Annotated in this window: 23 protein-coding genes, 1 tRNA gene and 1 riboswitch; of the genes, 12 read left to right on the plus strand and 12 right to left on the minus strand. The window is 62.1% G+C overall.

The window, feature by feature from the left end; all coding sequences use genetic code 11:
- The first annotated feature begins 87 nt into the window (after nucleotides 1-87).
- Nucleotides 88-1,086 (plus strand): Hsp33 family molecular chaperone, encoded by a 999-nt coding sequence (locus AB8A27_RS27100; protein ID WP_441244543.1) that lies wholly within the window; start codon nucleotides 88-90, stop codon nucleotides 1,084-1,086.
- A 1,195-nt stretch (nucleotides 1,087-2,281) separates the two neighbouring features.
- Here the strand turns inward: AB8A27_RS27100 and apaG are convergent.
- Entirely contained in the window at nucleotides 2,282-2,674 is a 393-nt protein-coding gene (apaG, locus tag AB8A27_RS27105) for a Co2+/Mg2+ efflux protein ApaG (protein WP_441244544.1), read from the minus strand.
- A 230-nt stretch (nucleotides 2,675-2,904) separates the two neighbouring features.
- Here apaG and AB8A27_RS27110 point away from each other — a divergent pair, with 230 nt between their 5' ends.
- The 3 genes from AB8A27_RS27110 to AB8A27_RS27120 are packed head-to-tail and all read left to right on the plus strand — an operon-like array spanning nucleotide 2,905 to nucleotide 5,887.
- A complete protein-coding gene (locus tag AB8A27_RS27110; protein WP_441244545.1) occupies nucleotides 2,905-4,161 on the plus strand; it encodes an OpgC domain-containing protein in 1,257 nt (418 codons plus the stop codon).
- Nucleotides 4,158-4,916: an SGNH/GDSL hydrolase family protein gene (locus AB8A27_RS27115; protein WP_441244546.1), complete on the plus strand. Its 759-nt coding sequence runs from the start codon at nucleotides 4,158-4,160 to the stop codon at nucleotides 4,914-4,916. Before AB8A27_RS27110 ends, AB8A27_RS27115 begins: the two co-directional genes overlap by 4 nt.
- Nucleotides 4,916-5,887 carry an SGNH/GDSL hydrolase family protein gene (locus AB8A27_RS27120; RefSeq protein ID WP_441244547.1) on the plus strand — a complete coding sequence of 324 codons (972 nt, stop codon included), beginning with the start codon at nucleotides 4,916-4,918 and terminating at the stop codon, nucleotides 5,885-5,887. The genes AB8A27_RS27115 and AB8A27_RS27120 overlap by 1 nt, the downstream gene beginning before the upstream one ends.
- Before the next feature lie 114 nt (nucleotides 5,888-6,001).
- Here AB8A27_RS27120 and AB8A27_RS27125 read toward each other — a convergent pair whose 3' ends face one another.
- The gene (locus tag AB8A27_RS27125) at nucleotides 6,002-7,183 is read right to left on the minus strand and encodes an O-succinylhomoserine sulfhydrylase (RefSeq protein ID WP_441244548.1); all 1,182 of its coding nucleotides are present in this window, start codon (nucleotides 7,181-7,183) and stop codon (nucleotides 6,002-6,004) included.
- Between the two features lie 83 nt (nucleotides 7,184-7,266).
- Nucleotides 7,267-7,346: riboswitch (SAM riboswitch) on the minus strand.
- A 106-nt stretch (nucleotides 7,347-7,452) separates the two neighbouring features.
- Between AB8A27_RS27125 and AB8A27_RS27130 the strand changes: the two genes are divergently transcribed.
- Nucleotides 7,453-8,559 (plus strand): 2'-deoxycytidine 5'-triphosphate deaminase, encoded by a 1,107-nt coding sequence (locus AB8A27_RS27130; protein WP_441244549.1) that lies wholly within the window; start codon nucleotides 7,453-7,455, stop codon nucleotides 8,557-8,559.
- 95 nt (nucleotides 8,560-8,654) lie between these two features.
- On the opposite strand, the gene AB8A27_RS27135 is transcribed toward AB8A27_RS27130, so the two are convergent.
- Both AB8A27_RS27135 and AB8A27_RS27140 read right to left on the minus strand, forming a co-directional pair.
- A complete protein-coding gene (locus AB8A27_RS27135; RefSeq protein WP_441244550.1) occupies nucleotides 8,655-9,314 on the minus strand; it encodes an outer membrane protein in 660 nt (219 codons plus the stop codon).
- A gap of 243 nt (nucleotides 9,315-9,557) precedes the next feature.
- Nucleotides 9,558-10,451 (minus strand): LysR family transcriptional regulator, encoded by an 894-nt coding sequence (locus tag AB8A27_RS27140; protein ID WP_441244551.1) that lies wholly within the window; start codon nucleotides 10,449-10,451, stop codon nucleotides 9,558-9,560.
- A gap of 139 nt (nucleotides 10,452-10,590) precedes the next feature.
- On the opposite strand from AB8A27_RS27140, the gene AB8A27_RS27145 reads away from it, so the two are divergent.
- Nucleotides 10,591-11,583, plus strand: coding sequence for an aldo/keto reductase (locus AB8A27_RS27145; RefSeq protein WP_441244552.1), 993 nt, complete (start codon nucleotides 10,591-10,593; stop codon nucleotides 11,581-11,583).
- A 19-nt stretch (nucleotides 11,584-11,602) separates the two neighbouring features.
- On the opposite strand, the gene AB8A27_RS27150 is transcribed toward AB8A27_RS27145, so the two are convergent.
- A complete protein-coding gene (locus AB8A27_RS27150; RefSeq protein WP_441245047.1) occupies nucleotides 11,603-12,457 on the minus strand; it encodes an NAD-dependent epimerase/dehydratase family protein in 855 nt (284 codons plus the stop codon).
- A gap of 161 nt (nucleotides 12,458-12,618) precedes the next feature.
- Here AB8A27_RS27150 and garD point away from each other — a divergent pair, with 161 nt between their 5' ends.
- Nucleotides 12,619-14,163, plus strand: a complete 1,545-nt coding sequence (garD, locus tag AB8A27_RS27155; protein ID WP_441244553.1) for a galactarate dehydratase — start codon at nucleotides 12,619-12,621, stop codon at nucleotides 14,161-14,163.
- Nucleotides 14,164-14,165: 2 nt separating this feature from the next.
- Here garD and AB8A27_RS27160 read toward each other — a convergent pair whose 3' ends face one another.
- On the minus strand, nucleotides 14,166-15,506 hold the full coding sequence (locus AB8A27_RS27160; protein WP_441244554.1) for a PQQ-dependent sugar dehydrogenase: 1,341 nt from the start codon (nucleotides 15,504-15,506) through the stop codon (nucleotides 14,166-14,168).
- Between the two features lie 127 nt (nucleotides 15,507-15,633).
- Here AB8A27_RS27160 and AB8A27_RS27165 point away from each other — a divergent pair, with 127 nt between their 5' ends.
- Together AB8A27_RS27165 and AB8A27_RS27170 are read left to right on the plus strand one after the other, a co-directional pair.
- A complete protein-coding gene (locus AB8A27_RS27165) occupies nucleotides 15,634-16,686 on the plus strand; it encodes a hypothetical protein (protein WP_441244555.1) in 1,053 nt (350 codons plus the stop codon).
- A 128-nt stretch (nucleotides 16,687-16,814) separates the two neighbouring features.
- Nucleotides 16,815-18,260, plus strand: a complete 1,446-nt coding sequence (locus AB8A27_RS27170; protein WP_441244556.1) for an MATE family efflux transporter — start codon at nucleotides 16,815-16,817, stop codon at nucleotides 18,258-18,260.
- Between the two features lie 7 nt (nucleotides 18,261-18,267).
- On the opposite strand, the gene AB8A27_RS27175 is transcribed toward AB8A27_RS27170, so the two are convergent.
- Genes AB8A27_RS27175 through AB8A27_RS27190 form a run of 4 tightly spaced genes read right to left on the minus strand, consistent with a single transcriptional unit; the run spans nucleotide 18,268 to nucleotide 20,662 of the window.
- Nucleotides 18,268-18,795: a hypothetical protein gene (locus AB8A27_RS27175; protein WP_441244557.1), complete on the minus strand. Its 528-nt coding sequence runs from the start codon at nucleotides 18,793-18,795 to the stop codon at nucleotides 18,268-18,270.
- Nucleotides 18,792-19,193, minus strand: a complete 402-nt coding sequence (locus AB8A27_RS27180) for an SRPBCC family protein (protein ID WP_441244558.1) — start codon at nucleotides 19,191-19,193, stop codon at nucleotides 18,792-18,794. The genes AB8A27_RS27175 and AB8A27_RS27180 overlap by 4 nt, the downstream gene beginning before the upstream one ends.
- 35 nt (nucleotides 19,194-19,228) lie before the next feature.
- On the minus strand, nucleotides 19,229-20,071 hold the full coding sequence (locus AB8A27_RS27185) for a helix-turn-helix domain-containing protein (protein ID WP_441244559.1): 843 nt from the start codon (nucleotides 20,069-20,071) through the stop codon (nucleotides 19,229-19,231).
- A gap of 9 nt (nucleotides 20,072-20,080) precedes the next feature.
- Complete coding sequence (locus AB8A27_RS27190; RefSeq protein WP_441245048.1) at nucleotides 20,081-20,662, minus strand: methylated-DNA--[protein]-cysteine S-methyltransferase; 582 nt, start codon at nucleotides 20,660-20,662, stop codon at nucleotides 20,081-20,083.
- Between the two features lie 166 nt (nucleotides 20,663-20,828).
- Here AB8A27_RS27190 and AB8A27_RS27195 point away from each other — a divergent pair.
- A tRNA-Gly gene (locus tag AB8A27_RS27195) sits at nucleotides 20,829-20,902 on the plus strand.
- Nucleotides 20,903-20,955: 53 nt separating this feature from the next.
- On the opposite strand, the gene AB8A27_RS27200 is transcribed toward AB8A27_RS27195, so the two are convergent.
- Nucleotides 20,956-21,969 (minus strand): tyrosine-type recombinase/integrase, encoded by a 1,014-nt coding sequence (locus tag AB8A27_RS27200; RefSeq protein WP_120287934.1) that lies wholly within the window; start codon nucleotides 21,967-21,969, stop codon nucleotides 20,956-20,958.
- A gap of 188 nt (nucleotides 21,970-22,157) precedes the next feature.
- Complete coding sequence (locus AB8A27_RS27205) at nucleotides 22,158-22,694, minus strand: hypothetical protein (RefSeq protein WP_441244560.1); 537 nt, start codon at nucleotides 22,692-22,694, stop codon at nucleotides 22,158-22,160.
- A 681-nt stretch (nucleotides 22,695-23,375) separates the two neighbouring features.
- On the opposite strand from AB8A27_RS27205, the gene AB8A27_RS27210 reads away from it, so the two are divergent.
- Nucleotides 23,376-24,188 carry a DUF1403 family protein gene (locus tag AB8A27_RS27210; RefSeq protein WP_441244561.1) on the plus strand — a complete coding sequence of 271 codons (813 nt, stop codon included), beginning with the start codon at nucleotides 23,376-23,378 and terminating at the stop codon, nucleotides 24,186-24,188.
- Nucleotide 24,189: 1 nt separating this feature from the next.
- Entirely contained in the window at nucleotides 24,190-24,879 is a 690-nt protein-coding gene (gene scpB / locus AB8A27_RS27215) for an SMC-Scp complex subunit ScpB (protein ID WP_441244562.1), read from the plus strand.
- The last annotated feature ends 366 nt before the right edge of the window (nucleotides 24,880-25,245 follow it).

Below are 25,245 nucleotides of genomic sequence, written 5' to 3' on the forward strand. Positions count from 1 at the left end.
CGGGACAAGCCCGGCCATGACGAGCCAATATTTCCCGGTTCCATTCGCCCCTTTCACTTGCGGCCCTCAGCCCCCAAATAGAGCGCCATGACCCCATCAAATCCAAATCTCCAGCCCGACGCCCCCATTCGCGCGCCGTCCTCCGTTCCGGTCGATGACGCGGTGCTGCCCTTCGAGGTTGCGCCGCTCGATCTGCGCGGGCGGCTGACGCGACTTGGCCCGGCGCTCGATGAACTGCTCGCCAAACATGATTATCCCGCGCCGGTGGCCAAGCTGCTCGGTGAGGCCATCGTGCTGACCACGCTGCTCGGCTCGGCACTGAAATTCGACGGCCGTTTCATCCTGCAAACCCAGACCGACGGTCCGGTGTCGCTGATGATCGTCGATTTCCGCGCGCCCGATAAAATGCGGGCCTATGCGCGCTTCGATGTCGAGCGCCTTGTGCCCGGTCTGGATACCGCGGCCCTGCTCGGCAAGGGCCATCTGGCGATGACCGTCGATCAGGGGCCGGATATGAGCCGTTATCAGGGCATGGTCGCGCTCGACGGAGGTACCCTGGAAGATGCCGCGCATGAGTACTTCCTGCGTTCCGAACAGATTCCGACCAAGGTGCGCCTCGCCGTGGGTGAGGAATGGCGCAGCGGTGAGGAAGGCGGCCCGACACATCGCTGGCGCGCCGGCGGCATGCTGCTCCAGTTCCTGCCGAAGGCGCCGGAACGCGTACAGCGCGATCTCCATGCTGGCGACGTGCCGGATGGCGTGAGCACCAATGCCGTGCCGGAAGATGATGCCTGGGTTGAAGGCCAGTCGCTGATCGGGACGGTCGAGGATGTGGAGCTGATCGATCCGGATCTGTCCGGCGAGCGGCTGCTGTATCGACTGTTCCACGAGCGCGGTGTTCGCGTCTTTGCGCCCTCGCCGTTGCGCGCGGAATGCTCCTGCTCGCGCGATGCCGTGTCCGGTATGCTCAAGAGCTTCGAGCCGCAGGACCGCGCCGACATGGTCAAGGACGACAAGGTCGTCGTGACCTGCGAGTTCTGTTCGTCGGTCTATGAGTTCACGCCGCAGGAAGCGGGCGTGGAATAGGGCGCTCGCCTGGCTCGTCATGCCCCACCGTCATTCCGGGGCGCGCGTCTTGGCTCGTCATTCCGGGGCGCACGAAAGCGGCGAAGCCGCTGAAGTGCGAACCCGGAATCTCGAAGTGTTTTGCGCTGACTAGAGACTCCCATGCTGAGATTCCGGGTTCGTCTGCGCGAAGGCGCGCAGCCGCCCCGGAATGACAGTGGGGACCGCGCTGACCTCTCCACGTCGTCCCCGCGCAGGCGGGGACCCATACACGCTGGAGAACTGGTGAGAGCGCTATAGTGATAGCTCTGTCGTTTCAGAAGCGCTGACCGTGGTTATGGGTCCCCGCCTGCGCGGGGACGACAGCGGAGAGATTTGGGTCAAACATTTTTTCCTATCTCCCGTTGACAATAACCCTTCATGGACTATATTCCCCATCGTCCTGCCCCACCGAGAGGGGCGATCGCGATCGTCACGTTCGCGGGGTGGGATGCGGTGGACGCCGGAGATGCGGCGTTACGCGGTTCACGGGTGACGTCTGTCTTCGGGCAGGACGGATCTGCGCCAGCACTGCCACTGGCAAGGACACGGCCGACCTTGAGATGGAAAGACCCCTGGACAGTGTGACGGACGACCAAATCGAAATGCGTCCGGCCCAAGTGCTTGAGGCTCCCTTCCCATCGCCTTGGGACTTTAATTTGGTGATCGGATCGTTCGCTGAGGCAAAGTGCAAGCAAGTCGAAAAAACACCGCAGGCGGAACGTCGGGCACTTGCTCGGCGCCTCCGAAAGTCCTGATGCACTCTGAATTGCGGAAGACCGCATCGCATCAGGCCCAAGGGTGCAACGGGCACCCGGCGTTCCGCACGCCCTCTCACAAGGGGGTGGGAATGCGACAGACGACGGCGCCCCCGCGCCGCTAACAATGGGGGCGATGACGCATGTCTGGAGCGCGGTGGCTGTTTGACAGTTGAATCCGTGAAAGACGTGACGCGCGCACGCTCAAACCAGACGCCGTCATGCCCGGCGAATGCCGGGTATCCACGTCTTGGCCACACACGAAGGAAGACGTGGATGGCCGGGACATCTAGCGAAGCTCGCTTCGCGCTGCCCGGCCATGACGAGCGTCGCACCATCCGGCCATGACGTGGGGAGAAGCTGGTGATCCCCTCCCCACTGCGCGCTACACCGCCCGGGAGAGGGAGAAGAACCAGCTCCTAATTCAGCACGCGCTTGCTGTCCGGTCCGTCGAGCGAAAACAGCGGCACGTCGATCTCGAACGGCTCGCCGGTATCGGTCACCATCTGATAGGTGCCTTCCATGAAGCCGGACGTTGTCGGCAGCGGCACGCCCGACGTGTATTCGAAGCGTTCGCCGGGGCCGAGCACGGGCTGCTCGCCGACGACGCCTTCGCCGCGTACTTCCTGCATGCGGCCGGACGCATCGGTGATGATCCAGTGGCGGGTCTTCAGCTGCACGGTCTCTTTGCCGGCATTGGTAATGACGACCGTATAGGACCAGAAGAACTCGCGCTTCTCCTGCGACGAGCGTTCGGGCATGAAATTCGGTTCGACGGTGACTTCGATCTGTCGTGTTATGGCGCGGTACATGGCGGTGTCATCGTTTAAAATACGTCGCAAGCATAGCGAAAACCGCGCCTTTGGCCAAATCACGTGAAGTTCGGCGTCTAACGCCGGCGGGCCATCGCTGTTTCAACATAGTTACCGCATAATCGATCCCTGATTTGGTTATGACGTGACGGATCGTCCCATGCAAATGGCCTGCGTGTGGTGGGACGGTTAATTTTCATGATGCGACGATTGCCGTTGAGCGGTGCTGAATGACCTCTGTTGCCGATCCGATCGCCGACCAGCCCCACGCAGACACGTCAATGCACGTCTCCGCGTCGCGGGCCTCGACGCGTGCCGATACCGTGTCGCTTCCCGTTGCAGGCACCGAGCGTGAATTGCGTCTCGATCTGTTCCGCGGGCTGGCGCTGTGGCTGATTTTCATCGACCACCTGCCGCCGAATATCCTGACCTGGCTGACGATCCGTAATTACGGTTTCAGCGACGCCACCGAGATCTTCATCTTCATCTCCGGCTACACCGCCGCTTTCGTCTATGGCCGCGCGATGCTGGAGCAGGGCACGCTGGTGGCCAGCGCGCGCATTTTCAAGCGGGTCTGGCAGATCTATGTCGCCCACGTCTTCCTGTTCACGATCTTCCTTGCGGAAATCTCCTATGTCGCGACGCGCTTCGAGAACCCGCTCTATTCCGAGGAAATGGGCATTCTCGATTTTCTCAAACAGCCTGATGTGACCATCGTCCAGGCGCTGTTGCTGAAATTTCGCCCCGTGAACATGGACGTGTTGCCGCTCTATATCGTCCTTATGCTGTTCCTGCCGCCGATCCTCTGGCTGATGCGGCGCCGCGCCGATCTCACGCTGGCGCTGTCGGTCGGTCTCTATGCGCTGACCTGGGAATTCGACCTGCATCTGACCGCCTACCCGAACGGCGTCTGGGCCTTCAATCCGTTCGCCTGGCAGTTGCTGTTCGTGTTCGGCGCCTGGTGCGCAATGGGCGGTGCGAAACGGATGTCGCGGATCCTGTCATCCAACATCACGCTGTGGCTTTGCATGGCCTATCTCCTGGCGGCGTTCTGGGTGACGCTGACCTGGTACATTCCGCAGATCCATCACCTGCTACCGAAGATCATCGAGCAGTGGATGTATCCCATCAACAAGACCGATCTCGATGTGCTGCGCTTCGCTCATTTCCTGGCGCTGGCGGCGCTGACGGTCCGTTTCCTGCCCAAGGAATGGCCTGCGCTGAAATCGGTCTGGCTGCGGCCGATGGTGCTGTGCGGCCAGCATTCGCTCGAAATTTTCTGTATTGGGGTGTTCCTGGCCTTTGCCGGCCATTTCGTGCTGGCTGAGGTCGCTGGCGGGGCTGGCATGCATGCTTTAGTCAGCTTCCTAGGCATAGTTGTTATGTCAACCGCCGCCTGGGTGTTTTCGTGGTACAAGAACGTCACTGTCAAAGGCGGGTCCCGCGCCAAACGATCCGACGCGGATCTCGCAGGAGGGGAAGCATGAAGGCCGTTCTGCGGCTCACGATGCTGGCTGGCCTGCTGGTGGCGGCTCCTGTCCGGGCCGAACCGCCCGCGCATGCCTGTGAGGTTCCGGCCTACCTCCTGACATCCGAAAGCACGCTGCCCAAGGTCCAGGCTGCGGCCAAACCGGGCGGAAAGCTCGATATTCTGGTCGTTGGCAGCCGATCCTCGGTGATCGGGGTCTCCGACCATTCCGCGGCCTATCCGAGCCGCCTGCAGGCCTATCTGAAGGAGAAGCTGCCGGGCGTCGAGGTGAACGTGGCGCTGGAGCTGCAGGTCAAGAAGACCGCCGAGGAAATGGCCCCGGGGCTGGGACAGCTGGTGATGGACAAGAAGCCGAACCTGGTGATCTGGCAGACCGGAACCGTGGATGCCATGAAACAGGCCGACGCCGAGGACTTCCGGAACGCCCTGGATGAGGGGGTTGCTGCCATGCAAAAGGCGGGAACTGACGTCATTTTAATGAATCTGCAGTACAGTCCGCGCACGGAGACCATGATTTCTGGCTCCGCCTACCTAGATAACATGCGTGTGGTGGCGCAGCAGCACGACGTTCCGCTGTTCGACCGTTTCGCCATCATGCGGCACTGGAATGAGAGCGGTGATTTTGACTTGTTTAGCGCCTCGCCGGGCATGGAATTGGCCAAGCGGGTGCATGATTGTATTGGCCGCGCGCTTTCGACCTTTGTCATCGATGCGGCGAAGATCAAAGCAGCGGATTTGAGGATTCAGCGTTAATGAGTTTCGTCGGCCATTTGTCTCGCCTTGCTGTCGTCGCTGCCTTTGCTGCCTCTACGACTCTCGCACTCCCGATCTCATCGTCCGTCGCTCACGCGGAAACGGCGCAGGCCGCTCCGTCTGATAGCAAGGGCGCCGATCAGAGCGTTGCAGCCACTGATCCCGCTGACGCGGTGAAGAGGGGCGTCGCTGCGAAGGCCATCGACAAGGTCAGGGAAGTCGCGAAGACGGCGACCGACATCTTCAGCCGCGTGCCTTGCCGTGCGCCGAAAGGCGGAATGAAGGCGATGGGCGCGCTGCCGCATGTGGCCAGCAAGCTCGTTGCCGGCAAGCCCGTGGTCATCGTTGCGTTCGGCTCGTCCTCCACCGAAGGCTATGGTTCGACGGCGCCGGAATTCACCTATCCGAACCGCCTTGCAGCGCAGCTGCATCGTGCTTACCCGTCGGCCAACATCACCGTGCTCAACCGCGGCAAGGGCGGCGAAGACGCGCCGGAAATGATGGCGCGGCTGCAGAGCGAAGTGATCAATTCGAAGCCCGATCTGGTGATCTGGCAGGTCGGCACCAATGCCGTGCTGCGCAATCTCGATCCCGGCGAAACCAGCAAGATGGTGGAAGACGGTGTCGCCCGCATTCAGGCGGCGGGTGCCGATCTGGTGCTGGTCGATCCGCAATATTCGCCGCTGGTGAATACGCGTCCCGAAGGCACCAGCAAGATGGTCTCGCTGCTGCACAAGGTGGCCGAGCTGCGCAAGGTCGGCATCTTCCCGCGCTTCGAAGTGATGAAGGAGTGGCACGAAGGCCAGCAGATGTCGTTCGACAGCTTCGTCATCGCTGACGGTCTGCATATGAACGATTGGGGCTATGCCTGCTTCGCGCAACTGCTCGGCGACAACATCATCAAGTCGGTCGGCCAGGTGAAGCTCGGCATCAACGAGCCGCAGATTCAGCAGGCGCAGAAGCCGCTGTAAGGCGGCCGTTCTTTCGCCGATACGTGCAACAAAACTCCATCCACGTCTTCACTTGTAGCCAAGGCGTGGATGGCCGGGACAAGCCCGGCCATGACGGAAACGTCGGAGTGGTGTTTACGCCTTAGCGAGCGCCGCTTCGAGATCCTCGATTAGATCGTCGCGATGCTCGAGGCCGGCGGAGAAGCGGATGAAGCCTTCCGTGATTCCGAGTTCGAGTCGTGCCTCCAGCGGCAGGCGCTGATGCGTCGTCGTCGCCGGATGCGTGACGAGGCTCTTTGCATCGCCGAGATTGTTGGAGATGCGGGCGACTTTCAGCTCGTTGAGGACGCGGAACGCCGCTGCCTTGCCGCCCTTGACCTCGAAGCCGATCAGCGTCGAACCGGCACGCATCTGCTTCTTCACCGTTGCCGCCTGAGGGTGATCCTCGCGGCCGGGATAGATCAGCCGCGAGATCTTCGGATGCTGCGCCAGCACGTCCGCGATCGCCGCGGCGTTCTGCGTCTGCCGCTCGACGCGGATCGCCAGCGTCTCCAGTCCCTTCACCAATGTCCACGCATTGAACGGCGAGATCGAGGGGCCGGTCTGGCGCAGATAGTTGTGAATGTGCTCGTCGATGAAGTCCTTTGACGACAGGATGATGCCGCCGAGGCAGCGGCCCTGGCCGTCGATGTGCTTGGTTGCCGAATACACGACGACATCGGCACCGAGCGCCAGCGGGCTCTGCCAGAGCGGCGTCGCGAACACGTTATCGACAATCAGTCGCGCGCCGCCGGCATGGGCGATCTTGGCGATGGCGCCGATATCGAGCACATCGAGCGTCGGATTGGTCGGGCTTTCCAGGAACAACGACTTGGTATTCGGCCGCATCGCCTTCTGCCACTGGTCCAGATCGAGGCCGTCGACGAGCGTGAACTCGATGCCGTAGCGCGGCAACAGCTCTTCGATGACGTAGCGGCAGGAGCCGAACAACGCCTTCGCAGCGACGACGTGATCACCCTTCCGCAGCGGCGCCAGAATGGCGGTGGTCACGGCAGCCATGCCGGTGGCCGTCGAGCGTGCAGCCTCCGCACCTTCGAGGTCGATCATGCGGTTCTCGAACATCGATGTGTTCGGGTTCGAAAAGCGCGAATAGATGAAGCCGGGGTCTTCGCCCTTGAACCGCGCCTCGCAGGCCTCGGCGGTCTCGTAGATGAAGCCTTGCGTGAGGAAGAGGGCTTCGGACGTCTCGTTGAATTGCGAACGCAGGGCGCTGGAATGAACGAGCCGGGTTTCGGGGCGATAGGACTTCTCAGACATGTGACCTCCAACGTACCCGCGTGACGCGGGCACAAAAAAACCGGCCTGGACGGATGTCCTCAGGCCGGGATCGCATGCTGGAAGGACATGTGTCCCCGGCCTGTTTAGCGACTTATTTTACGTGGCTGCAAGCCGGCCGGCTCAAATCACCACGGGATAACCGTGTTCCTATTCCCGCTTGCCCTTTCCGTCAAGGCAGGCTTGAGATAGCCGGTAAAGTCGCGATTTTTCAGGGTATTGTCCCGAAAGACGACCGAAGGACCAGACCTGTGCCGTTTACGCTCGCGCCCGATGCCGATGGAATTCTGCCCGATAGCATGATCGAGGCGATGGCCGAGGCCGGCCTGATCCTTCCCGAATACGATTTCGTCGAAAACCAGATTCAGCCGGCCAGCCTCGACCTGCGCCTCGGCCCCGTCGCCTATCGCGTCCGCGCCAGCTTTCTGCCCGGGCCGAATGTCACGGTCGCCGAGCGCATCGACGAATTGAAGCTGCACGAGATCGATCTCTCCGAAGGCGCGGTGCTGGAAACCAACTGCGTCTATATCGTGCCGCTGCTGGAGAGCCTCGCGCTGCCGCCGAACATCTTCGCTGCCGCCAATCCGAAAAGCTCGACCGGCCGCCTCGACGTCTTCACGCGCGTGATCGCTGACGGCACCCGCCGTTTCGACGTCATCGGCGCCGGCTATCACGGCCCGCTTTATGCGGAGATCAGCCCGAAGACATTTCCCGTTTTGCTGCGCGAAGGATCACGGCTCTCCCAAGTGCGTTTCCGCGTCGGCGACGCGGTGCTCGATAGCGAAGAGCTGGAAGAGTTGCACGCACAGGATCCGCTGGTCGACAGCGAGACGGCCGATCTCAAGGGAGGGCTCGCTCTCTCCGTCGACCTCTCCGGCGAGAATGCGTCGGGCTTCGTCGGCTATCGCGCCAAGCGGCACACCGGCGTGGTCGATATCGATCGCCGTGGCGGCTACGCCGTCGATGAATTCTGGGAGCCGATCGCGGCGCGCAAGGATGGCACGCTGATCCTTGACCCCGGCGAGTTCTATATTCTGGCCTCCAAGGAATCCGTGCAGGTGCCGCCGGACTACGCCGCCGAAATGGTGCCGTTCGACCCGCTGGTCGGCGAATTCCGCGTGCATTATGCCGGCTTCTTCGATCCCGGCTTCGGCCATGACGGCGCCGGCGGCAAAGGTTCGCGCGCGGTGCTGGAAGTGCGCTCGCGCGAAGTGCCGTTCATTCTCGAACATGGCCAGATCGTCGGCCGTCTGGTCTATGAGCGGATGCTGGATCGTCCGGATGCACTCTATGGCCAGCGCATTGGCTCGAATTACCAGGGCCAGAGCCTGAAGCTTTCGAAGCACTTCAAGGTGTGATCGCTGACGAACTCAAAGACGCAACGAAAAAAAGGCCCGCATCGCTGCGGGCCTAAGTTTTTTCTGGAGATCAAATAGACGAAGATGCGTCCAATTTACTGGACGAAGCCTGCGCCAAAGTTGCCCAGGTTGAAGCGGTAGTTCAGGCCAGCCTTGATCGTGTGCTCGTCGTTCTTGAAGCCGCCGACAGCGAGAGCTGGCGTCAGGAAGGTGACGTTGCCGAAGTCGTAATACTGATATTCGACCTTGCCCGACCAGTTCTGGGTGAACAGGTATTCGAGACCGCCGCCGACGGTGTAGCCATCGCGACCGCCATCACCGCCGAAGCCATTGGTGAAGCGCGAGTCAGCCCAGGCGTAACCGCCCTTGGCGTATACCAGGGTCGGACCCCAAGTGTAACCGATACGGCCGGTCACCGAACCGAGGCCGCGATTGTCGAAGTTGCTGTTGGTGTCCTTGAAGCTGTAGTTGGCTTCCAGACCGAACACCCAGTTCGGCGCAAACTGGTAGTCGTAACCACCCTGCACACCGCCCATGAACGTGCCATCGCGGCTGCCGATCAGCGCGTTGTCTTCACCCGGGAAGGCGCCGCCGATGTGGCCACCGATGTAGAAGCCGGTCCAATTGTAGATCGGAGCAACCGGAGCATAGGCCGGAGCCTTGGTGTAGGGGCGCGCAGCCAGGTCGGCAGCAGACGCAGGAGCAGCCAGGGCAACGAGGGCCAGAGCAGCGGTAGACAGTAGAAGCTTCTTCATCAGGTGTTCCTTCTCGATCCCGACGGGGGATGACGAAGGCAACCTAGACTATTGCGCGGTGATTGCTGTCACACGCGTGCAACAACGTCTCAAACGAAAAAGGCAGCTTTGGCGACCGCGTCGTGCTTATGACACAGCATCGCCCAGATTGATTCAGGAACTTTTCACGGCTTTGCACAATGTGTGAATTCGCTCCAATCATGTTCGGATTGAGGCGTTGGAACCAGGATCGATCGCTGATCATCAGCCGCGGTACCGCAACGCTTCAACCAGCGCCGCGAATGCGGATGTCGGTTGCCGGCGGCTTGGATAATAAAGGTGATAGCCCGAGAACGGCTGGCACCAATCGTCCAGCACCTGAACAAGCCGGCCTGAGGCAATGTGATCGCGCACGCGATCCTCTGGCAAATAGGCCAGCCCCAATCCGTTCAGCACCGCCTTGTGGCGCATTGACATGTTGTTGAACACGATCTGGCCATCGACGCGCACTTTCAAGGCGCGCCCGCGCTTCTCGAACTCCCATGCATAGAGGCCGCCCATGGTGGGCAGACGGATATTGATGCAGTCATGCGCGGTGAGGTCTTGCGGCCGTTTCGGCAGCGGGCGTTTGGCGAAGTAGGACGGTGTGCCGACCACGACCATGCGAAAATCGGGTCCGATCCGAACGGCGATCATGTCTTTTGCGACCTGTTCACCCAGACGGACGCCGGCGTCGTAGCGCTCCGCAACGATATCGATGAGGCCGTAATCGACGACGAGTTCGGCCTTGATGTCGGGATAGCGCGGCAGCAGCTTCGCAAGGGCGGGCCAGAGGATCGTCTCGGCGGAATGCTCACCGGTGGTGATGCGGATGGTGCCGGCCGGCTTCTCGCGCAGCTCGGTGACAGCCGCGAGTTCGGCGTCGATCTCTTCCAGCTTCGGGCCGATCGTCCGGATCAGGCGTTCGCCAGCCTCGGTCGGCGCAACGCTGCGGGTTGTTCGAGTGAGGAGGCGCAGTCCCAGCCGCTCCTCAAGGCCGCGAATGGTGTGGCTAAGCGCGGATTGCGAGACGCCGAGCTTGGCGGCTGCGCGCGTAAAACTCGCCTCCTTCGCCACGGCGAAGAAAGCAAGGAGGTCGTCGATCGTCTGGCGGGCCATTCATGAATCCGGCTGATAAGTGCGTGCAGATTATATCACCTAGTCTCATCGGCGCACGATCTCCAGATGTCGCATGTCGGCGGCAATATCCCACCATCGCGGGAGCCGCTCGTTGTCTGAATGACGCAGGAGATTTGAAATGAAGACACGCAAACTCGGGGCAAGCGGACTGGAAGTGTCAGCCATTGGGCTCGGCTGTATGGGGATGAGCTTCGGCTACGGGCCTCCGGCCGACACAACAGAAATGACCGCACTGATCCGTGCGGCTGTTGAGCGCGGCGTGACGTTCTTCGATACCGCAGAAGTCTATGGTCCGTTCATCAATGAAGAGCTCGTCGGCGCGGCGCTCGCGCCGGTTCGCGATCAGGTTGTCATCGCCACCAAATTCGGCTTCAGGCTCGATCCCGCAACCGGCCAGCAGATGGGTCTCGACAGCCGCCCCGCTCATATTCGCGAGGTCGCCGAAGCATCGCTCAAGCGCTTGAAGATCGATGCCATCGATCTGTTCTATCAACACCGCGTCGATCCCGATGTGCCGATCGAGGACGTGGCCGGCGCGGTGAAGGACTTGATCCGCGAGGGCAAGGTGAAGCACTTTGGCCTGTCCGAACCGGGCGTAACGACAATTCGCCGCGCCCATGCTGTGCAGCCGATCACCGCAATCCAGAGCGAATATTCGCTGTGGACGCGTGGTCCCGAAAAGGAAGTGCTGGCGACGCTCGAGGAGCTCGGTATCGGTTTCGTCCCCTACAGCCCGCTCGGCAAAGGCTTTCTCACGGGCGCCATGAACGAGAGCACGACGCTCGACAGCGGTGACTTCCGCAACATTCTCCCGCGCTTCACGCCCGAAGCGCGCAAGGCCAACCAAGCGCTGGTCGATTTGCTCGGCGAGATCGCTGGACGGAAGCAGGCGACGCCTGCGCAGATCGCACTGGCATGGCTGCTGGCCCAGAAGCCGTGGATCGTGCCGATCCCGGGCACCACGAAACTGCATCGGCTCGAGGAAAATCTCGGTGCGGCGGACGTCGAATTAACGGCCGATGATCTGCGGGATATCAATAGTGCTGCTGCAAAGATCACCGTTCAGGGCAACCGATATCCGGACAAGTTGGAGGCGATGACGGGGCGATAGCCCGGGAGTCACGCGCTGCTCAGGTCTCGCGTTGCTGCCACAGCGCCGTGAGGCCTTCGCGATAGGTTGGAAATGCGAGCTTCACGCCAAGCTCGCGTTTCAGCCGCGCATTCGAGATGCGGTTATTGCTGGCATAGAAGCTGCGCGCCATCGGGCTCATCTCGGCATCATCGAAATTCTGCTCGGGTGGTGGTGCGATCCCCATCAACGACGCGGCGAATGTCACGACGTCCTGTGGCGGCGCAGGCTCATCATCGCACAGATTGAAGATGCTGGTCTGCGGATGTTCGAATGCAGCCGCGATGGCCGTTGCAATGTCGTCCACATGAATGCGGTTGAACACCTGGCCCGGCTTGACGATACGATGCGCCTTGCCGGCTTTGAGATTCTCCAGCGCATTGCGGCCCGGGCCGTAGATGCCGGCGACACGCAGGATCGTGGTGCTGTCGCCAGCCACGGCGCGCCAGCCAGCTTCCGCATCGATACGTGCCTTGCGCCGGCCCTCGCCGGAGACCGGGGCAGTTTCGTCGATCCAGGCGCCCTGATAATCGCCGTAAACCCCGACGCTGGAGAGATAGACAATGCGGCGGACGCCGCTGGCGGCGATGTCTGAGCCAAAAGTCTGCAACACGGGATCGCCATCTGCGCCGGGCGGGACCGAGACGAGCAGCAGATCGGCATTTGCGAGGTGATCGGTAATGCGGGGATCGGTGACGTCCGGGTTGAAGACGAGCGTTTCGATATCCCGGGCTGGCGCCAAGGCAGCGGGCTTTCCGGCCGTGCGGACGGTGCCGGCAATCCCGGTGAATTCACCGCCATGTTGCGCGATGAAGCGGTTTGCGCTGTAGCCGAGCCCGAAGACGAAAAGACGCACGTTCATCCCATTTCTGCATGAAGCGGCCGTAAAAGCCCCGTCGAAAGTCATCTTTCAGCGGGCAAAACGCGCCGGTCAAGTGCGCGACACCGTCATCTTTTGTGCTACTGCTCTGTTACGAGACCGGCGCGAATGCCGGCAGACACGGGAAGGACAAGGCGATGGCCACCACGCTGGCAGCAGATGCACATGCGCCGCGCTACATCAAACTGAATGCGCGCGACAACGTCGCCATCATCGTCAATGATTTTGGCCTGCCTGCAGGCACCAGGATGACCGACGGTCTGGAACTGCGCAATTTCGTGCCGCAGGGGCACAAGGTGGCGCTGGAAGATATCGCAAAGGATGCGCCGATCATCCGCTACGGCGAGATCATCGGCTATGCCCTGGATACGATTTCGGCCGGCGAATGGGTCGAGGAGGCACGCATCCATATGCCCGACGCCCCCGATCTCGACAGCCTCGAAATTGCCAATGCGGTTCCTGAACCGCAGCCGCCGCTGACAGATTATACGTTCGAAGGTTTTCGCAATCCCGATGGCTCCGTCGGCGTGAAGAACATTCTCGCCATCAGCACCTCGGTGCAATGCGTCGCCGGCACGCTCGAATTCGCGCTGAAGCGCATCAAGGCGGAATTGCTGCCGCGCTATCCGAATGTCGATGACGTTGTCGCTGTCACCCATGGCTACGGGTGTGGTGTTGCCATCAATGCGCCGGATGCCTATATCCCGATCCGCACGCTGCAGAACATCGCGCGCAATCCCAATTTCGGCGGCGAGGTGATGGTGGTCGGCCTCGGCTGCGAGAAGCTCGCACCGGAGCGGCTGCTGCCGAAGGACGATCCTGCCAGCATGATGCGCCTGCAGGATGAAGGCAATCAGAGCTTCGGCGACATGGTGGAGACCATCTTCACGATGGCCGATGCGCGCTTGAAAATCCTGAACCAGCGTAAGCGCGAAACCTGCCCGGCCTCCGATCTCGTGATCGGCCTGCAATGCGGCGGCAGCGACGCATTCTCCGGCGTGACAGCCAATCCTGCGCTCGGCTTCGCCAGCGATCTGCTGGTGCGCGCCGGCGCAACGGTGATGTTCTCCGAAGTCACCGAGGTGCGTGACGCGATCGAATTGCTGACGCGCCGTGCGGTCAACGCGGATGTCGGCCGCGCGCTGATACGCGAGATGGGCTGGTACGATTCCTATCTGGCGCGCGGCGGCGCCGATCGCAGTGCCAATACGACGCCCGGTAACAAGAAGGGCGGTCTCGCCAATATCGTCGAGAAGTCATTGGGCTCGATCGTCAAGTCGGGCTCGAGCGCGATCAGCGGCGTGATCGGCCCGGGCGAGCGCGCGACGACCAAAGGACTGCTGTTCGCAGCAACACCGGCGAGCGATTTCGTTTGCGGCACGCTGCAGCTTGCCGCCGGCATGCAGATGCAGATCTTCACCACGGGACGCGGCACGCCCTATGGGCTGGCGCAGGCGCCGGTCATCAAGGTCTCGACGCGCACCGAACTGGCGAAACGCTGGTCGGACCTGATCGATTTCGACGCCGGCCGTATCGCGTCAGGCGAGATGACCATCGAGGAAGCTGGCTGGGAGCTGTTCCAGCTGATCCTCGATGTCGCCAGCGGCCGCAAGCAGGTGTGGGCGGACAAATGGGGCCTCCACAACGATCTCGTGCTGTTCAACCCGGCGCCGGTCACCTGATCTTATTGCAGTGACGCCGCTTTCGCGCCCGATGGCGTCACGCGCCAGATCGTATTGCCGACATCGTCGGCCACCAGCAATGCGCCCTTGCTGTCCATGCGCACGCCGACCGGGCGTCCCTGTGCTTCGCCGCTGTCATTGAGGAAGCCGGTGAGCACATCCTGCGGCTTGCCCGATGGCTTGCCGTCGGTGAAGGGCACGAAGATCACCTTGTAGCCGCTTTGCGGGCGTCGGTTCCACGAGCCGTGCTGGCCGATGAAGGCGCCGCCTTTCATGCTGGCTGGAAACAGGTCGCCGGTATTGAAGGTCAGCCCGAGCGATGCGGTGTGTGCGCCGAGCGCATAGTCCGGCGCGATGGCTTTGGCCACCATGTCGGGGCGCGGCGGCTGCACGCGGACATCCACATGCTGGCCGTAATAGCTGTAGGGCCAGCCATAGAAACCGCCATCCTTCACCGAAGTCATGTAGTCCGGCACAAGGTCGCTGCCGATCTCGTCGCGCTCGTTGACGGTCACCCAGAGCGCGCCGCTTTGCGGCTGCCACGACGGGCCGTTGGGATTGCGCAGGCCGGATGCGAAGACGCGTGAGGCGCCGGTCGCGCGGTCGATTTCGAGCACTGCGGCGCGGTCTTTCTCGGCCTCCATGCCATTCTCGCCAACATTGCTGTTGGAGCCGACGGTTGCATAGAGTTTCGTGCCGTCAGGGCTCGCCGTGAGATCCTTGGTCCAGTGGTGATTGATCGGGCCGCCGGGCAGGTCGGCCACCTTCACGGCGGGCGTCGTGATCCTGGTATCATTGGTCCTGTAGGGAAACTTCACCACGGCATCGGCATTGGCGACAAAGAATTCGTCGCCGACCAGCACCATGCCGAAGGGTGAGTTGAGCCCTTCGAGAAACGCGGTCCTGGTCTCGGCGATGCCGTCGCCGTCCGCGTCGCGCAGCAGCGAAATGCGATTTGCCGTCGGTGTGTTCGCGCCGGCACGGCCCATCACCATCTTCACGACCCAGCTCTTGATGCCCCTGCCGTCTTCCGGTTTCGGCGGCGCATTGCTTTCCGCCACCAGCACGTCGCCATTGGGCAATACATAGACCGTGCGTGGATGATCGAGCCCGCGCACAAAGGCGTTGACTGTCATGCCTTCCGCAGCCTTCGGCTTGGCGCCCTCTGGCCAGCCGACCGCCTTGGAGACATTGACGGTCGGGATCAGCGACTTGTTGGGCTCGACAAGTTTCGGCGACGGTCCGAAATCTTCGCCGGATGCGATGGTGGATTGTTCGTTGCATCCAGCCAGTGGCAGCGCCAGAGCGACGAGACAGGCTGAAAGCAGGAATTTCTGGCGCATGGAATGTCCTTGTGACTGAAACGATCTAATGCGGCCAATGCAGGAACGTTCGACCTCCCTGCATGAATTTCATGTGAAGCCGGAGTGATGCGCGGCTATGGTCCTCTCAATAATCAGGGAAGAAACGATGACTGGACCGGCAAGCGCGAGCGACGAAACCACTTGGACACGCTGGCGCAGCGTTGCCGATCTCTATCACGCCTATTTCACCGGCCTGATCCTGACCACGGTCACGCGCCGCGGCACGGCAGACGCCGCCGAGTTCATGTTTCGCATCTTCCGCCGGCAGCAGCAGGAGCGCTTTCTGCCGGGACTCGTGAAGCTCGGTCTGACAGGCCTGCCACCCGCGGTCGCTGCGGCCCAGTATCACTATCTCTCCAACTGGATCGGCGGCGTCTCCGTCGAATATATGTATGAGAGCGACCGCAAGGCGTGGATCCGCTATCCGCCGCCGCGCTGGATTTGGCGAGGCACCGCGATCTGCGGCGTACCCGGTGAAGTGTCCCGCGCAATGCTGCGCGGCTGGCACGCCAATAACGGCGTCTCGCTCGGCAATCCCCGCATGGGCTTCGTCTGCACCAAGCAGAGCGTCGATGGCCAGGACGGGCTCGAAGGCTATTACTGCGAATACGACCATGATCTGGATATCGATCAGCGTCTGGTTTTCGCGCGCCATCTGGAAGCGCCGTTGTTCGATCCCGCGAAGGCACCGGCGCTGCCGGTGGATAGCTGGCCAAAAGCCCGGCTGGAAAAGGCCTATCGCAACTACGCCATGGAATATGTACGGACCGCAGCGCCTGCGGCGGTTCAACTGTTCGGTCCGGTCGATGCCGGCTATCTGTTGCATCTCACCGGCAAGCTGATCGGCATGCAGTATTTCGACGAGGTCTCTGCCGGCTTCGGCCTGCAGCGCGGCGATGCCAGGGTCTTCGCGGAATTCCTCGGCACTCTGTTCGCGGCGCAGGACGATGTTGTGGAGATCAGCGCATCCGAGGGCCAGTTCGAAATCCGGCAGCAGAGCTGGAAACTGATGGATGGCGTCGCCGACAACAATGCCCCCTGCGCGAGGGCCTTGCAGGGGTTGGTCGAGGGCCTCGCCGCCGGATGCGGTCGCAATATACCCATCGCGATGACGCCGGCACGAGGTGGTGCGCTGCCGTTCATCTGGTCGATCGGCTAACGCTGACGCTGGCTGATACTGCAGTGCAAATCGAACATCCCCCATGCGTGCGCGCGCATGGCATTGTCCGCGATCGGTGCTAGGAACGAGGTGTCCGGCAAGCAAGACCGGAAGCTCAGGGAGAATGCATGTCCGACGCTGTCGTCGCCGAACCCCGATTGGTCGATGCCGACAAGCAGCCGCTTCCGAGCCTGAAGGCGCCGGCCAGAAATCCCCTGCTGGATCATCCCATTCTGCCGACTATCCTGCGATTGGCTTGGCCCAATGTCATCGCGCTGACGGCAGGCGCCGTCGTCGTGATTTTCGAGACCACCTATGTCGGCCGGCTCGGCACCGAAGCATTGGCGGCGATGGCGCTGGTGTTCCCCTTCGTAATGCTGACCATGACCATGTCCGGCGGCGCCATGGGCGGTGGCGTGTCCTCGGCCATCGCGCGCGCGCTCGGCGCAGGCGACCGCGCACGCGCCGATACGCTGGCGGGCCATGCGCTGCTCATCGCCATCTGCTTCGGCCTCACCTTCACGGTCGGCATGCTGACCTTCGGCTCCATGCTGCTGCAACTGCTGGGCGGCCGCGGCAATGTGCTGAGCCAGGCGCAGGGCTACATCACCGTCTTCTTCGCTGGTGGCGTGATCCCGTGGCTGCTGAATACTTTCGCGGCGATCCTGCGTGGCACCGGCAACATGAAGATGCCCTCCGCCATGCAGATGGCGGGGGCCGCCTTGCAGGTGGTTCTCGGCGGCGTGCTGGGCCTCGGCTTCGGTCCGATCCCGCAATTCGGCATGCCCGGCGTCGCGGCGGGCACGCTGACTGCCTTCACGATCGGCACAGGCGTTATGGGCTGGTACGTGTTTTCTGGCCGCGCTCGGGTCAGGCCGCGGCTAAAGGGCTTCCGTATCCAGCGCGGCATGTTTTTCGACATCCTGAAAGTCGGGGCCATCGCCTGTTTCAACCCGCTACAGGGCGTTCTGACCCTCCTGATTTTCACCCATATGCTGGCGCAATACGGCACCGCGGTGCTGGCCGGCTACGGCATCGGTGCGCGGCTCGAATTCATGCTGAGCACGCTGGCTTTCGCGGTGGGTATCGCCTCGGTGCCGATCGTCGGCATGGCAATCGGCGCTGGCCGCATCGCGCGTGCGCGCCGTGTGACCTGGACTGGCAGCGTGATCGCCTTCGGTGTCGTCGGTTTGCTCGGCACACTGATCGCGATCTTCCCCGATGCCTGGGTCAATCTGTTCACCAATGATGCCGGCGTGCGCGCGGCAAGCCGGACCTATCTCGCCACCTGCGCGCCGATGTATGCCTTTCTCGGGCTGTCCACGGTGGCATATTTTGCCTCGCAGGGCGCCGCCAAGGTGCTCGGTCCGGTGTTGGCGCAAACCGCGCGGCTGGTCTTCGTCAGCGTTGGAGGCTGGTATCTGCTGTCTATCGATGCCTCGGCCACGAGCTTTTTCTGGCTCGCGGCAGCGTCCATGGTGCTGCTCGGCGTGCTGTCGGCACTCAGCGTATTGCTGACGTCGTGGGGACCGAAGGCTGGCCCCGTGCCCGAGATTCGGCCAGAACTCGTCTGAGCAGTTTCTAGCCGACGCGCGCCGCGGTGAACTCAACATCGCACCGCCACGTCGCGCCGTTGTCATGCGAGGTTTCGCCGCGCCACAGGAACGAGCGAGGCGTGATCTGCGAGAAGCTCCAGCGGATCGGGCGCCCGTCATTGTCGCGGCTGAGTTGGACAATGTCGTCGCCCTGCTTGCGGCCGGTCATGGTGAGAAAATTCTGCATCACTGGATCGGTCCACTGGATCTGCCAGGCATCGATACGCGGATCGTAGATCCGCAACGTGCTTCCATAGGAGTAGGCATTCGCTGCGGCATCGCCGTCGCGCAACTGGCCGCGCGGCGGCACGATCCAGACATCCTGGATGGCACGGCCTTCCAGCACCCAGCCGAAATGCCATTCGCCCTTGCGCCGGCGCTCTCCGCCGTCCGGCATGTACCTGACCACATCGAGCTCCCAGGCGCCGATCAGCCAGCCATAGAGATCCATCTGGCCAATGCGATCCGGCGCAGGGCCGTCGGCCTTGAGCGCATCGAGAAACGATGCGGTCATCGCGCGGCCTTCCCGAACTGGGTCTGCATCGCCGCGAGGCCCAGATCCATCTGCTCGCTCATGTAAGGCGCGATCTCATTCGGCAGCACGTCGGCGGTCCAGACGAACCGGCAGCGCGTGTCGCCATCGGTAAACACCTGCGCCGATGCGCTGTGCTGGGTGATGCGCTCGTTGACGATGGCATAGACGAGGCGCTTCAGGTCATGGTCGCAATCGACCAGTATTTCGCGTGCGACGGAGCCGTTGGCGAACGTCACGATGCGTGCGTCGCCGTCCAGCTTTGTATCGGTGACGAAACCCGGCACCAGCCTTGTATGCAGCGCGCCGAAGTCGGCCAGCGCGGACCAGACATCGTTTGCCGGTGCGCCAAGGAAAATCTCTTTGTGAATCGATGCCATGCTGTGCCTCCCGGTTGATCAGGACGGCAAGCTACTCAGTGTACGGCCAGCCGTTCTTGGAAAATCTTGCGGTCGCCGCGCGAGGCTTGCCGGAAGGCGCGGGGCGAGACGCCCGCAGCACGATGGAAGCTGCGGACGAAATTCGAGAGATCGCCGAAGCCGACATCGAACGCGATGTCGGTAATCGCGCGGTCTTTCTCGGCCAGCAGGTTTGCAGCCCGCCGTAGCCGCGCGCGCACCAGATACTGGTGCGGTGTCACGCCGAGCACGTTCCTGAACAGGCGCAGGAAATGAAACGGACTCAACCCGGCCTGACGGGCAGCCGCATCGAGATCGATCTCGTCGCTGGCATGGGCGTCGATCCACAGCGCGGCCTCGACCGCGCGCCGGCGATCCCGTGCGTTGCCGGTCATACGCCTGCGGGGCTCGCCCGAGACGACGTCGACAAACCGCGCGGCAAACGCATAACCGATCTCATCGAGCCCGAGATCGCTGTGCGCCTCTGCGCTGGCCTGTGCGAGCTCGCCGAGCACCATCAATTCGGCGCGGGGCGCGATAGCGCCTTGCTGCCAGATGTCCCTGGCATCGCCGACGGTCTCGATCAGCTCAGGCGCGAAGGAGAATGACAGGCACTCGTCGCCAGAGCCGTGATGCTCGTGATGGCAGGTATATTCGTCGCCGGGATGGCCGATCAGCAACGCGCCGGCGATGAGTTCGTGCGATTGCCCGCGGCAGCGACAGCCGAAACTGCCCTTGCGAACATAGGAGAGCGAATGGCCGGCATGCTGTTCGGAAAACGGCTGGTCGTCCGGACCCGCCGTGCAGCGATAGTCCGTGACGGTGATCGCGTTGCTCTGGAACAGTGTCGTTGCCTGCATAGGCTGAATTTAGCCCTGCGGGCGCGGTGGGGCAACCGACAGCAGGGCGTCGAACAGGGTGGTGGTCGTCCGGCCGGCCAGCGCACCTTCGATCGAGAGCAGCCGCGATCTGGTAATGATGCCGCCATTGCCGGCAAAGCCGCTGGTCTGGCCCGCAACGGCCAGTGCGCGGTGGCATGGCACGAGGATCGCAAACGGATTGCGGGCGATGGCCTGGCCGACTGAATAGACCGCGCCGCTGGCGCCGAGCTTTGCTGCAATCTCCGCATGGGTGCGGGTCTCGCCGCGCGGGATCATCCGAAGGGCGTCATAGACGCGGCAATTGAACAGCGGCAGGCCGTACATATCCACGGGGACATCGCTGAGGTCGACGGCTTGCCCGCGCAGCAGCGCAACAATGCCCTCGATAGCGTAGGCGACATCGGCGGGCGGCCGGAATTCGCGCGCATCGGGAAATTGCTGCAGGAGGCGGCGCCGGGTCTCGATCTCGCGCGCTTCCGGCAGTTGCACGCCAACAATGCCGGCATCGCCCCACGCGATACCGCATCGGCCCACCGACGTGTCGAAGGTTGTGTATCCGTGCCCAGCCATCCCGAAGGCGATGTTAGCAGGCGAATTGAAGCCGTCATCCGGAATCTTTTGAGCGGTCATCTTTCGAAGGCGCGGGCGGGAGTGCAGCGCAAGGAAACTGTAACCGGCTGCCATCAATCCGCTTGGCGGATCGGCCGGTCTCGGCTAGATCAGAAGGCGCAACGATGCGGGCGTAGTTCAATGGTAGAACGGCAGCTTCCCAAGCTGCATACGAGGGTTCGATTCCCTCCGTCCGCTCCAGCACTTACCCGGGAAATCCTTGAAAGTTTTGCTGGCTGTTTTGCAAAGTTTGTTCATTGTCTGGCCTCCAATTTCCTAATGCGCGCCTTCATCGCTGCGGCGCGACCCACATAGCGCCGGATGATCTTTTCGACGGATTCCTCTTCCCAAGCGAGCGTCTCCGCGATCTCGCGCATGGTGAAGCCGGCGACGTAAAATTTGGTAGCCGCGGTGCCACGCAGATCGTTGAAGTGGAGATCTTGCCCAGCCATCTTGGCGTCGATTTTTGCCTTGTTGAAAGAACTACCGAAGCCGTCAGCGGACCAAGGACGGCTGCGGCTATTTGTCAGTATGGTGGTCGCTCGCTTCGGAATGCGGGCCAGTACTTCGCTCAAGCCATCGTAAAGAGGTATGATCGCCTCGCGGCGATGCCGGCTTTTCCCTGTTGTCAGAACGATCGCATCTTCACCGACGTGCGACCACGCCAACCGCATCAGGTCGCTTAGACGAAGACCTGTATGACCAGCCAAGTCGATCGCGTGCGCAATCTCGGGCGAACAGCTTCTCTTAATCTGCGCAACGTCGGCGTCGGTCCAGATGATCTCCGAACGGTCGTTGCTGTAAAGACGCTTGATGCCCTCGCACGGGTTGCCGGCGACGCTTCCACGTTCGACAGCATGGGCGCAAACGCGAGAGAGCACCTGCATGCCGTAATCAGCCGTACGGGGTGTGTCAGCCCATTTGTTCCGCCATTGCCGGATCACCGGACGAATCTTTTCCGGGCGGTCGAACTGTTTTGTGCGCAGTTCGCCAAAGTGGATCGATATCCGATCCAGCCACTTGCCCCACTGATCGCGGGTAGATTGAGCAAGCTTCTTGTAGTCCTTGCTGCTTTTATAGTCAGCCACGACGAAGCGGAAGCGGTTCTTGTCAGGAGTGCGTCGATCTTCGACTGCCTCATTGTATGACGCCATGAATTCTGGCGATCCTGGTTCGCCGCGCAGACGAGGGCCGCCGCGCCACGCGTACCAGTACGTGTTGCCCTTAGCTTTGACTTTGACGAGGCCCTTCAGGTTAACTTGCACCATGCTGAGCCTCGAACTCGGCAAGCTCACGGTCGAGATCCTCGTCCGCTTGCTTTGCGCTTGCTCCGAAATGGAAGCGGATACCGCCGGAGGGCAAGAAATCTATAGCCGTTGGCTTAAGGCCGCGGGCCAGCAACGACGCCGTGGCAGCGTCAATGTCCGTTTTACGGATGGTTGGCCGGCGCATGCGATTAGCCCTCGCGCCAGAATTGTTCGAGATCGATGTTTGCGCGCTCAGCGGCCAGCCGCATGCGTGCGACGATCTCCGAGACATTGGTGCAAACCATCCGCCCTATGGGAGCGAGGTGAGCGAGATCGCTAACGGTTCCGCAAAAGGCGGACAGGTGACGATTGTGGGAGAGGGCATACTGTCGGGCGGCTTCGGCTTTGTGCTTCGTTCTTTCCACCAGACCGCACATGACCGGGTTTTCGACGGGCTTGCCTTGAGCTATCAACAAGCTGGAGCTTGCGATTGCAGGCCAATTGCGATGTGCATAATTGCCTGCGTTTGCAATGATAGCAGCGCTGTCGCGGGAGAGGCCGCAGGCGTAAAATAGGTCGATCGCTATGAGTAACATAAGTGTCGACGTCGGCGTGTAACCACGATCACCTTCGGGCGTTTTGGCGTAATCGGCGGTTGGTAGCTGTCCGCGTTTCTTCATTGACTTGAATGTCTCAACGTCGATACCGGCTAGGAAGCAGTGCTGTTCGCGTGTCAGAACAATCATGGGCATTCCAAAGTAAAAAGGGGGGCGAATTGCCCCCCTTTGTACCCCGCTTGATAAACGGGGGCAAGATGCCCCCTCTCTTTTTATTCAGTGCCCCTCTGCCGTTGGACAGCGACAAACCAGGTTAGATCCACACAAACCGCATAGCCGCTCTTCGACTTCCTCTCAAAGAACGATGCCGATATGGCGTTGTCGCTTCGGAATTTACGGCCGCTCGGGCGGTTCCGTTCTAATGCGCGTCCCCTAATCGTGGATATGGAGTTTTTGGGGCTATAAAGCGGCCCATAAGCTGCGATCGGTTCACTTCGCCACTAGTAAGCTCAACCCAATTACTTGGTCGATCGACTTATGAAACGTCACCGAGTGTCACGCTGAGCGATGCCCTGCGGGGCGAAGACCAGCGCCAAATTGCGAGCGCATAGATGCCGCGCCTAGATTCGGAAAGAGTGATCCATCCGTAGCGACTGACGACTGTGCCGCTTCAACGCTTCCAAAGCTTTCAATGAACGATAAGCCAACATTATCGTTCGTTTTTATTAGCCATAACCTGGGGCGGTTTGGGCAGATTCTATGGCACAAAGCGCCGCGGCGACTTACGCTGCCGCATGTCTTCTCGCGTCCGCCTGATTCCAGCACCACCCCGCCGCTTCCCGCCAATGCCTGGCTGGGCGCGGCTGCGCGATGTCTCTGGCGATCGCACGCGACGAGCATCTGCTTGGCGCGTTGTGGCGCCAGCGCCTGGCGCTCACATGCGCAACCAGGCTGGCCGGGCAGGGCGGCCGCAGCGAAGACGAAGCGAAGCTGCGTGATCACTGGTATCTGCGCCAGAGCAGCGATGATCCGGGCCCCGCCGGCCGACTGCTCGGCGCCTGGCGCCGCCTCGGGACCAGCAAGGCGCTCACGCTGAAGGAGACGTGGCCGACCATGCTGCCGGCGCTCCTGGCGTGCCGCGACGACGAAGCGCTGCAGGAGGCGATCGCATGTGCGCTGGCGCAGTGCATCGGCGGCGGCAATCCGGTGCAGGCCGCCGCGGCAACGGCGGCGATCAGCGTGCGGCTGCGACCGGACTGCTGGCCGCTGGCGCTATGGCTGGCCGATGCCGTGCTCGCCCATCACCTCAGCTGGCCGGCGCCGGTGCCGCTGCTGGCGGCGCATCTCACCGGCAATGGTCTGCGCCGGACGGCAACTGACGGCGATGAGCAAGGCTGGATGCAGGTCTGCAGCCTGGCCTATGCGCGCGCCGCCGCGGCGGCCTGGGATCGCTATGCCGAGCTTGGACACCGCGCCGATCGCCTGCTCGGCGCGGCGCCAAAACTGCGCAGCAAGGACGCCGACACCATGGTGGCGACCTTGCTCAGCGAGGATGCGCAGCCAGCGCGGGGAGGGCAGACCGCCAGCGATCGCTCCAGCCGCCGGCTGTTCGAACGTCTGGTATCGCTCGGCGTCGTCCGCGAACTGACCGGGCGCCCCACCTTCCGACTGTACGGGCTGTAAGATGGGACGCCGACCAAAAGCCAAACTCATGCTGGACACCGCGCTGACGGATCTGCCGACCGCGCTGCGCTGGCGCGAATGGATGGGCCGGGTCGAAGCGGTGATCTTCGCCTCGCCCGAGCCGGTCACCCGCGCCATGCTGGCGAAGGTCGTGGGACCCGACTGCAATCTCGATCTGATCATCGACGACATCCAGGCCGAGCTGCGTGGCCGCCCCTATGAGCTGGTCGCCGCCGCCGGCGGCTGGCAGCACCGCACCCGCACACAGTTTGCCGACGCGATCCGCACCGCGACCGGCACCGGGGAGCCGGGCAGCGCGCTGTCGGCGAGCGAGATGCAGGTGCTGCTGTCTGTGGGATATTTCCAGCCGATCACCCGCAGCGAGCTCGGCAAGTTCTTCGGCAAGGAGATCAGCCGCGACGTGATCGGACATTTGCGCAGGCTGGATCTGATCGGCTCCGGCCCGCGGGCGCCACAGCCTGGCGCGCCGTACACCTATGTGACCACTAAGGCGTTCCTGGCGCAGTTCGGATTCGATACGCTGCGCGACCTGCCGGACATCGAGGCGCTCGAGGACGCCGGCCTGCTCAGCAAGGACCAGCTGTTCGCAGCGGACATACTACCGTCGGATGATGTGATCGACGAAGGAACGACAAGCTCGGAACGCGAGTTTGCAAGTCATTGCGATTGAGTGGATGTGATGGAACAACGTCCTTCGCGGATGGGGGTAGGTATTGCCCTTGGGGTGTGCCTCGGAGCTGTTCTCGGCTTGGCTATTAGAAACGTAACCGCTGGCATTATTATCGGCATCGCCGCGGGCGCTGCCATCGTTGGTTACCTGGATCATAAATCCCGCTAGCAAGCGACACGCCATTTAAAAAGAAGCGCGGCCGCGGAACGTTGGGATCGGCAGGGTGGCGGCGGCGGCCGACCTTCTCGAACATGGCGCACAATGGATATGCGGAGTTGAGCAAACGGCCGCGTGCCATACCGCTCACGCTAGGCCAGAGACTCGGAACGTCTTCGCGAATAACCCATCCTAGAACGCGGGAACATG

Origin of the sequence: Tardiphaga sp. 768_D3_N2_1 (genome assembly GCF_052076105.1) — a bacterium.
Lineage (GTDB): Bacteria > Pseudomonadota > Alphaproteobacteria > Rhizobiales > Xanthobacteraceae > Tardiphaga.